General features: G+C 60.0%; 7 protein-coding genes and 1 pseudogene. 5 read left to right on the top strand and 3 right to left on the bottom strand.

The features are described from left to right. The 3 genes and pseudogenes from MKK70_RS17820 to MKK70_RS17830 all read right to left on the bottom strand — a co-directional run. Positions 1-83: pseudogene (locus MKK70_RS17820) on the bottom strand (IS5/IS1182 family transposase); the annotation flags it as partial. Between the two features lie 185 nt (positions 84-268). Further along, positions 269-460 carry a hypothetical protein gene (locus MKK70_RS17825; protein ID WP_243949210.1) on the bottom strand — a complete coding sequence of 64 codons (192 nt, stop codon included), beginning with the start codon at positions 458-460 and terminating at the stop codon, positions 269-271. A gap of 21 nt (positions 461-481) precedes the next feature. Continuing rightward, positions 482-658 carry a hypothetical protein gene (locus MKK70_RS17830; protein ID WP_243949211.1) on the bottom strand — a complete coding sequence of 59 codons (177 nt, stop codon included), beginning with the start codon at positions 656-658 and terminating at the stop codon, positions 482-484. On the opposite strand from MKK70_RS17830, the gene MKK70_RS17835 reads away from it, so the two are divergent. The 5 genes from MKK70_RS17835 to MKK70_RS17855 form a co-directional block, all read left to right on the top strand. Next, entirely contained in the window at positions 652-954 is a 303-nt protein-coding gene (locus MKK70_RS17835) for a hypothetical protein (RefSeq protein WP_243949213.1), read from the top strand. The two genes, MKK70_RS17830 and MKK70_RS17835, sit on opposite strands and share 7 nt — an antisense overlap. A gap of 450 nt (positions 955-1,404) precedes the next feature. Then, positions 1,405-1,944 (top strand): hypothetical protein, encoded by a 540-nt coding sequence (locus tag MKK70_RS17840; RefSeq protein WP_243949215.1) that lies wholly within the window; start codon positions 1,405-1,407, stop codon positions 1,942-1,944. A 118-nt stretch (positions 1,945-2,062) separates the two neighbouring features. Continuing rightward, on the top strand, positions 2,063-2,323 hold the full coding sequence (locus MKK70_RS17845) for a hypothetical protein (RefSeq protein ID WP_243949216.1): 261 nt from the start codon (positions 2,063-2,065) through the stop codon (positions 2,321-2,323). A 47-nt stretch (positions 2,324-2,370) separates the two neighbouring features. Then, a complete protein-coding gene (locus tag MKK70_RS17850; RefSeq protein ID WP_243949217.1) occupies positions 2,371-2,631 on the top strand; it encodes a hypothetical protein in 261 nt (86 codons plus the stop codon). Positions 2,632-3,616: 985 nt separating this feature from the next. Next, the coding region (locus MKK70_RS17855; RefSeq protein WP_243949218.1) for a hypothetical protein at positions 3,617-3,906 on the top strand (290 nt) is incomplete at its 3' end.

The raw sequence follows: 3,906 nt of genomic DNA on the forward strand, positions 1-3,906 counted from the left end.
ACGGCCCATTCCGCATCGGTCAGGTCGGTTTCGTAGCGCAGGCGCGAACGGCTATGCTGCCGGCGAGTGGTCGAGGTCCACATGGTACATCCAGATCAGGCTTCAGCACCCTTCTGGAATCACCGCCATCCCGGCCACTCAGGCCCTGCCGGATGTTATCAGACGGGCTCTCAGCCGTGATGCGCTTCGGCCATCGTGCTGACGACTTAGCCCCAGCGAGCCACGTCGCCCTCTAGCTCGGCGACGGCCTGCCATGCGGCCGGATTACTCATCGGCGAACCTCGCGCCAATCGCATCCGACCGTTGCCAGAACGACCGGGGCTCGCGCCATGGCCTCGGCGCCGACCCGCTGCCACCAGCTCTCGTTCCCAAAGTGATCGTCAAAATGAAACGTCGCGCCGGGATTGGTCTGCGGGATCATGTAGCCTTCGCCGATCCCCGGATAGAGGAAGTTCTGCAACGCCCTCTGCTCGTAGTGCAGTCACGCCGCATAGTTCTCGGCGCTGGGGATCGAGGTGCTTTCGGCCGCTTGCGTTGGCTTGCCGATGAGGGTCACGCCGCCGCCGATCAGCAGAAGCGTGACGAGGTCGTGAAGGAACCCGCGGCGGTCTGAAGGGTCGCTGATGCACAGAACCCCACGCGCACCTGATTGTGCCACAGAAGGCCATCGGCATCGCCGATTCCGCCTTCTGCAGGGTCGTGCTCGCGGTCGTCGTCTTCGAAGTCCGCGTCGCCCGTAAGCATGTCGAGCAAGGCGAGGTCGGCCTCGATGCGATCTGCGACGCTTCGGCAGAGCGTCTTGAGGCGCCGATGGTCAGCCTCAGAGAAGTGGCGATCCAAGCCTCGGCGGATCGTCTCGATGGCGTCGTGCGCGGCCTGGTCGGGATCGGCTGTCCGCATGGCGCGGAGGGCCAGGGTGACGGGGCCAGGCTGCTTGCCGGCCCCACGGGGTAATAAGGGCGACGGAGCGCCAGCTTGGGGTAATAAGGGCGTGTGTGTGCTATGGGCGTGGTTAGCCATGCCGCTCTCCTCAACAGAGTGGTGGGGTTAGAGCCGTGGCAAGGGTTCCAGCCTTGTCCCGGCTCGTCATTCACGCTAGCGTCAAATCATGGGCTTGTCAATTAGTGCTAGCGCGAAAAAACGTGGACGTCCGGCCACGACAGGCACGGGCCACACGATTGGCGTTCGAATGCTCCCCGATCAACTCCGTCCGCTCGACGCCTGGATTGCTGATCAGCCTGACCCTAAGCCGACGCGAACAGCCGCCATCCGTAAAGCGGTCGACGACTGGCTCACGGGCCAGGGGTACGTTCGGCATCGTGAGGATCCTGAGGGCGCGGATTAGAGCGTGTAGCCACTACGCCTGCAGGAACTCAGTTCGAAATTAGAGAAGTCGATCTACCGATGACAAAAGATAGCACGCTCACGCAAGCTCTGGCCAACGTGAGGCACCAGCGCGAGGCTCTTGAAGCTGAGTTTGAACGGGTGAGTGGCGAGCTATCGAAGCTCCGCTTGGCAGAGCGGTCGCTCGCATCGATCGTCGAGGGCACGCCGATGGAGGAGAACACTGACGATCAGCCAAAGCGCCGCCGTGCTGCCGCTAGCGATGATCAACCTCGCGCTACCCGTGGTCCTCGTGGACCTCGGGCTAACTCCGCGAAGGGTCGGTTGAAGGCGCTCTTAGAGGAAGCCGGTTCGCAGGGCCTATCTCACGCGCAGATCACGGAGCGTTTGCATGACGTAGCTGCGAACACGTTGGCCACGTACCTTAGCGTGATGGCAACCAGCGGAGAATTGGTGCGTCACGGCGACTCCTATCGCTCAGGCACTCAAGTTGCGGACCTAGGAAGCGACGATCCTGAGAGCCACGATCAGGAAAGCGAGGAAGCAGACGGATCGGATCATGATCAGGCGGACGATGATCGTGCAGGGGAAGCCGCGTAGGCTGAGGCCCTTTCTGTGCTGGATCCAATTGGACTGCAACGAGCACTTGAAGGCGAAGGGCCGCCTGAAGTGAGCGCTACGCTAGATCCTGACCGCGCCTTCACCCTGAGAGATGTTGATGCCCTACACTCTCAAACGCCTCGCCCCCGGCAGTTTCAACCTCATCCTCGACGGCCAAGTGGTCGGCAGTTTGGTCCGCGATGTGTCGCGGGATGGGCACGAAGGCGATTGGACAGCCGAACCACTCGCCGACAGCCCACCCTTTCTGGCGCCTTTCACAAGTGAGACGCACAAGTTCACGAACCTGAAAGCAGCGGCGGACTGGCTCGACGCGGACGTGCCGGATCTTTGGCATACCACCGCGCCCGGCCAGGGGTAGGTGCAGCACCGTGAGGATCCCGAGGGCGCGAACCAAAGGAACGACCGATGGCCGGCATCTTTGACCGCCAGATCGAGGACTCTCCGCTCGGCGGCAGCGTCACCCGCGACGGCGTCACGGTGCAAGTTCATATCTACCGGTTCGCCGGCACCGCGGACGAATGGACCCTGGAGGTCGTCGACCACGAAGGCGGCCACACGGCCTGGACCGGCACCTTCGCGAACGATGAGGACGCCTTCGAGGCTTTCGAACATGCGGTAGCCAAGGACGGGATCCGCTCGTTCGTTGAGCAGCCGGTGGAGCACTGATCGAGCACGTGCAGGCGAAGGGCTCAATGGAGTGAACGTTGAACGGCTCGCGATGGGAGTGGGTGGCTTCATCGTCACCTTTGGGTCGATCTCAGCGCTCCTAGCAAACGACTTCGACAATGCGCCCATGATGGTCTTGGTATCAGCGCTCGTTGCGTCTGCTGCGCTTGTGGCTATACAGATCAATATTAACCTCGAGCGTTAATCTTATAATGGCCGGGATCCCCGGGCCTCTACCATTCAAAGCGTCACAGCCTTCCCATCAAGGAATACAAGATGTCCGAACATCAGAGTAAGGAGTGGAAGCAAGCTGAAGCACTGTTCGCCAAGCGGCAGAGCCAGTCCATTCCCATGCCTCCCTACGAGGAACTGGCAACCGTGGCGGAGACGAACATGGCTCGGCAGAGGGCGGCGCGTCTAGCTAGAGATGCCAATTATATAAGAGGTGATACTACCAAGCGATGAGGGGAATCATAATGATTATGGCACGAATAATTACAGCATTGGCGTTTATCAGCCTCATCGTCTCAAATTATGCTATAGCTCAGGTTGACCGCACTGGTACAGGTACCGGACCGCTCGATGCCGCAAAAGCACCGAACACAACAGCTGTCGGCCAAACCAAGCCGCCAAGCCGTGCCGCGAGTCCGACTTCACACATAAGCCCGGAAAAACGTTCGGCAAAAGATAAAAAGCTTGACGAGGTCGAGAAGGTTATTTGCTCAACCTGCCGGAAGGACTAGAAAAGACAAATAACCTCGCTGACCTTTTCCATAACGGACTTATAGCAAACAGCTACGGATCCGACATTTACAAATGGCGCGATGCCTCCTTACGCCATCCATCAGCGTTGTCGCCGATGTGTTACAATCGATAACAAGATTGCTAACTCGAGCCTAAATGGATGTTCAAAGTGGCGGAGCCAGTGGAATAGCAAGCCTCCAATCCGCTCGGTTCGAGCCTCCCAGAATGGGATGGAAATTGCATGAACGCCGTAAACTGGCTGGCCCCCCTCGCGCTCCTTGCGATCACGCAGGCATGCGCCGCACAGGGTATGGCTCATCAGCAACCGACACAGCAGATCGCTCCAGGCGGTGCTGCGGGAAGCGATACACCCCGCAAGCACGTCGATCCTCAGAAGGAGCGACAGGACGCATTCGATCGTGAGTCCGATCGCAAATGGCGCCACTGGGACTATGCTGTTTGCATCGGCTGCAGCGCGCATGAAGGGCGAGTTCGGCACGTGGTCACGAACCCCTTACGTGTTCTTGCTGG

Source organism: Methylobacterium sp. E-041 (genome assembly GCF_022829665.1).
In the GTDB taxonomy this organism is placed as follows: Bacteria; Pseudomonadota; Alphaproteobacteria; order Rhizobiales; family Beijerinckiaceae; genus Methylobacterium.